Source organism: Microcystis sp. LEGE 08355, assembly GCF_015207185.1.
Classification (GTDB): domain Bacteria; phylum Cyanobacteriota; class Cyanobacteriia; order Cyanobacteriales; family Microcystaceae; genus Microcystis; species Microcystis panniformis.
Genome location: NZ_JADEXI010000372.1, coordinates 1 through 4,621, shown reverse-complemented (window position 1 = coordinate 4,621; position 4,621 = coordinate 1). Strand labels below are relative to the sequence as shown.

Sequence of the window (4,621 nt, the reverse complement as noted above, 5' to 3'; positions counted from 1 at the left end):
GCACTGACTAAATCCCGACCTTCTAAAGCGGCGGCGGCCTTGGCTACTCTCACTGCAAAAATCTCGGCGCGATGACCTTCTACCCTACCGCGCACCGCTTCCTCCACTAGATAACTAATTTGTTCGGGTTTAATTTTTACCTCTTTTAACCATTCCCTCGCCAGAATAATTTCGGTTTTTAGATCATCTATTTCTTGGGCATATTGGGCGATAAAAGCGCTGGGAGAAACAGCATACTCGATCGCCTGATTGACGGCGGTTACTCGTTGGTCTAAACTAAGGACACCATCGGCGGAAAGAGCAATGGCAATTCTATCTAATAAATGGGGTCGTAAATCCCCTTCTTCTGGGTTATAAGTAGCGATCAGGATTGGTTTACAGGGATGTTGAAAACTGATGCCTTCCCGTTCGATTTGGTTACGTCCTTCGCTTAAAACCGTTAGTAATTGGTTAGCAATTTGGTCATCAAGTAGATTAATTTCATCGATGTAGAGAATTCCCCGATGGGCGCTGGCTAATAAACCGGGTTGAAAGACTGGTTCCCCCTGTTTCACCGATTCTTCCACATCGACGGAACCCAATAAACGATCCTCGGTGACTCCTAGGGGAATCTGCACGAAAGGGGCCCGGATGACTTCCGTGGCGACCTCTCCACTGCTATATTCTTCTTTAGTGCGATCGTCCCATTCGTCGGGATTGTTGGGATCACAATTAAAGACATTACCTGCGATAATTTCGATCGGTGGCAATAGGGAATGTATCGCCCGCGCCATGACTGATTTGGCGGTTCCCCGACGCCCGGCAATTACCACACCCCCCAGGGCGGGATCCACGGCGGCTAAGAGTAGGGCTAATTTAATCGCTTCTTGGCCGACAACGGCAGTTAGGGGAAAATTGAGGGTCAGAGTGGGCATAGATCTAGATTCAGGCGGCCAAATTCTAGTGTAAAACAGAAGCTCACTGGTCTGGCACTTTTCCCTTTTTTGATTCCCGAACCCAGATTTTAGCCGCATCTCGATGGATTTCTTCATCCCCAAACCGATCGAGAAGTTACTGGGTTAATCTAGGATTAGCTCCTAATAACGGCTGTAGAGAGGACAGAAATATGATAGCGACAATAATCGCTCGCCTTACGGAAACCAACCCGCAAATTATGCGAGAATGGCAAGGAAGATTAACCCCGAAAAATATCTCGATCGCCTCGATTATCTCCCTCGTTGGTCAATTATTAGTTTATTTGTACTATCAAAATCTCTTACCGGTAGCGGCGGGATTTAGTCGTTACTGTACCGCTAATCCCCCTCATAACAACGATTATGAGCCCTATAGTGGGATTAAATACTGCATCCAAGACCTAAATGGTCAATGGATGATTATCTCCCGGTTATGGTGGTTAGATATCTTCACTTTTCTGAGTATTACCAGCATTTTCGCTCTTTTAGTGGTGGGAACCTATCAATTAATCGCCGATCTTTCCGGGGAAGAGCGCCGGGGTACACTTAATTTTATCCGTCTGAGTCCCCAACCCGCCAAAACGATTTTTATCGGCAAAATTTTCGGGGTTCCCATTCTCCTCTATCTCGTCTGTGTTCTCGCTTTACCCTTTCACTTGGGAGCGGGTTTATTAGCAGGTATTCCCTTTTCGTTAATTTTAGCCTTCTACGGGGTTCTGATCGCTAGTTGTGCCTTTTTCTATCATGCCGCCCTGAGTTTCGCTTTAGCCACGCCATGGTTAGGGGGATTTCAACCCTGGTTAGGCAGCGCAACAGTCTTAATCTTTGTGTTTTATAGCAGTATTTTTACTTTATCGGGCTATGGTGGTTCCCGTACCCCCTTTGATTGGTTAATTCTCTTTAATCCTAGTTTTGTCCTCCCCTATCTAGTTAAATCTACCTTTCTCCCCCCCGATGCGGTACGCTATCTAGGAATCTCACAAATCTTCGGGCTGCGTTGGTACGGTCAATCTCTCTGGCAATCGGTGATAATGGGTATTAGCTTAATTTTGCTCAATTTTGCCCTCTGTACCTACGGGTTAACCAGAATTATCCAGCGTCGCTTCCATAATCCCCTCGCTACTCTTGTTAGTAAACCCCAAAGTTACTGGATGATGGGCTGTTTTAGTGCCATTAGCCTAGGTTTTGTCTTCCAAACGCTGGAACCGAGCTATCTTTTCGATAATTTTGCGATTCTTAGCGTTTTTGTGGCAATTTTTGGCTTGTTAATCCTTTTTGCCCTCACTCCCCCCCGTCAAACTCTCCAAGATTGGGCGCGCTATCGTCATCTGCAAGGAAAAACGGGCATTAGTCTGGGGAAAGCTTTAATCTTTGGCGAAAAAAGCCCTTCTACCCTAGCCATGGCTGTTAACGTCGCCATTGCCATTTTATTCATCCTTCCCGCTATTTTTATCGCCCCTCTCCATCAATATAAACTAGCCACTGCAGCCGGGTTTCTCTTGGCAATGAACATGATTTTAGTCTATGCCGCTATCGCCCAATTATTGATGTTAGCCAGCACAAATAAACGCGCTTTGCTGGCAGCCACTAGCATCGGCATTTTGATTATTTTCCCCTTCCTCTGTTTTGCTGTCTTGAGAGTTAATCCCAGTCAATCTCCGCTTTTATGGTTTTTTACTTTTCTTCCCATTGCCGCTACTAAATACGCTACACTTCCCTCTTTCGCTTTAGCAATCTTCAGTCAGTGGTTGGGTTTAACCCTCGTCGGATGGCAAATTAATCGGCAATTAAATCGCCTTGGTGCCTCGACAACTAAAGCGTTAATGCCAAGCTGAAAAATACCGACTCACGGGGGGGATTAAATAATATCTCTGCCGACAATTTTCTCCCCTTGAGTGTCGGTAAATTTTTTTTTCCAAAAAAGCTTGACAAAACCCCACGATTTGACAGATAATTTCTTATAGAATGGGAATCTGTGCTGGCCTGCGACCCCCCTCTTTTCAGGTCAAATAAAGCCCAAAAAAATTAACCCCAAAAAGTAGGCTGAGTTAATTTCAGTGAACAGTGAACAGTGAACTGAAAACTCACATCTGATAACTGATAACTGATAACTGATAACTGATAACATTTTTACCCCACCACCGATAAACTATCAACAATTAGGGAGGGGGTATAACAGGAACCATTCCATTGATTATCGGACCCTAAAGCGATTAAATTCTGCAAAGCTGTATAAACATTTCCCGTCACCATTGTATCTTTAACTCGTCCGGTGATTTTGCCCTTTTCTATGCGATAACCCAGATCGATATTGACAGAAAAATCGCCAGAAATATCGGCCCCATGACCTAAAATTTGGTCAATAACTAAGCCTTCGTCTATTTGCGAGATTAAATCCTCTAAAGTTCCCTCTCCCGGTGCAACGATTAGATTAACCAAATCTGGCATGGGATAAACCCCTAAACTAGGACGAAAACCGTTCCCCGTCGGAGGAGTTTTTAATAATCTGGCCGTGGTACGATCGCTATAGAATTCTTTAACTCTACCTCCCTCAATTAAAGATAAAAATTTGGTGGGAGTTCCCTCATCATCAAAGGGACAACTATAGGGTTCTCGCTCCGGTTGTTGGGATAAAGTCAACTTGTCTGACATCACCAGTTGACCGATTTTATCACTCCAGGGCGAGGACTTTTCTAATATCTGTTTACCATTTAAAGCCATACCCACCGTACCCCATAACAGGGTAACTGCATTAGCGGTCAATAAAATTGGTAATTTACCCGTGGGACTATCCACATTATTGGCTGCCCATTGTAGTCGCTGCAATAACTGTTTAATTACCGTATCGGGATGAGGTGTACTGCGAGTATATTCCCCATCATAAACCGCGAGAAAATCCTCCCCCCGTACCCATTCAATCCCCAGATAATAACTCAAAGCTGTATCGGTATATTGACAATATAAACCCTGGGAATTAACCAAACGGGTGATTTCCCGTTCACATTCCCATTCACCACTACAAATAACCTCAGGATAAACTTGGCGAATTTGGCCAATCATTTGATTACCCATCTCGATTAAAGATTCTACCGCCACATCCTGTCCAATCGGGTCATAAATTGCCTGTCGTGGTGCCGAAAATTCGATTTCTTCTGGGGCATTGAGATAGGATAAATTTAACGCTGTTTCTACTAAAATTTCCGGTTCCACATCACCATAACCCACCGCTAACCCTGGACAACCCTCGCGCCATAATCTTAAGGCAGTTCCCACGGATTCGGAACTTTCTAGCTGTTTGAGACGATTAGCCTCAAAAAAAACGGGATGGGAAAGGGAGGAAGATTGATAAACTTCGGCTGCCAACGCTCCCGATGTGAGAGCTAGTTCGATGAGTTGTTGCGGATCGATCGTCATGGTGATAGTTTTTGAGATGATAGCTATCTGATTATCTCAAGCTTCGGCGCCAACACCTAAGACTGCGGCGAGTTAAAAAATTTTTGCTTATTCATCAATAATATTTTTGAGCAAAGATGATCAAGTGGGCAATGAAGTTATCATAGAATTGATCGAGAGTCAAAAATATGGATACTACCACCTAGAGAGGCCGAAAAAATGACGATTGCCAAAAGCGACGAAACTGCCACCTCTCCGGCACTGATAGAAGAAGA

The 4,621-nt window shown here is 44.5% G+C and carries 3 protein-coding genes; 1 reads left to right on the top strand and 2 read right to left on the bottom strand.

Annotated elements, in window-relative coordinates; all coding sequences use genetic code 11:
• A partial coding sequence (locus IQ242_RS17190) for an ATP-binding protein (RefSeq protein WP_193960812.1) occupies nt 1–914 on the bottom strand: 914 nt, incomplete at its 3' end.
• A 191-nt stretch (nt 915–1,105) separates the two neighbouring features.
• Between IQ242_RS17190 and IQ242_RS17185 the strand changes: the two genes are divergently transcribed.
• Nucleotides 1,106–2,788: a hypothetical protein gene (locus IQ242_RS17185; RefSeq protein WP_193960811.1), complete on the top strand. Its 1,683-nt coding sequence runs from the start codon at nt 1,106–1,108 to the stop codon at nt 2,786–2,788.
• A 295-nt stretch (nt 2,789–3,083) separates the two neighbouring features.
• Here IQ242_RS17185 and IQ242_RS17180 read toward each other — a convergent pair whose 3' ends face one another.
• Nucleotides 3,084–4,367, bottom strand: a complete 1,284-nt coding sequence (locus IQ242_RS17180) for a TldD/PmbA family protein (protein ID WP_193960810.1) — start codon at nt 4,365–4,367, stop codon at nt 3,084–3,086.
• Nucleotides 4,368–4,621 lie beyond the last annotated feature (254 nt).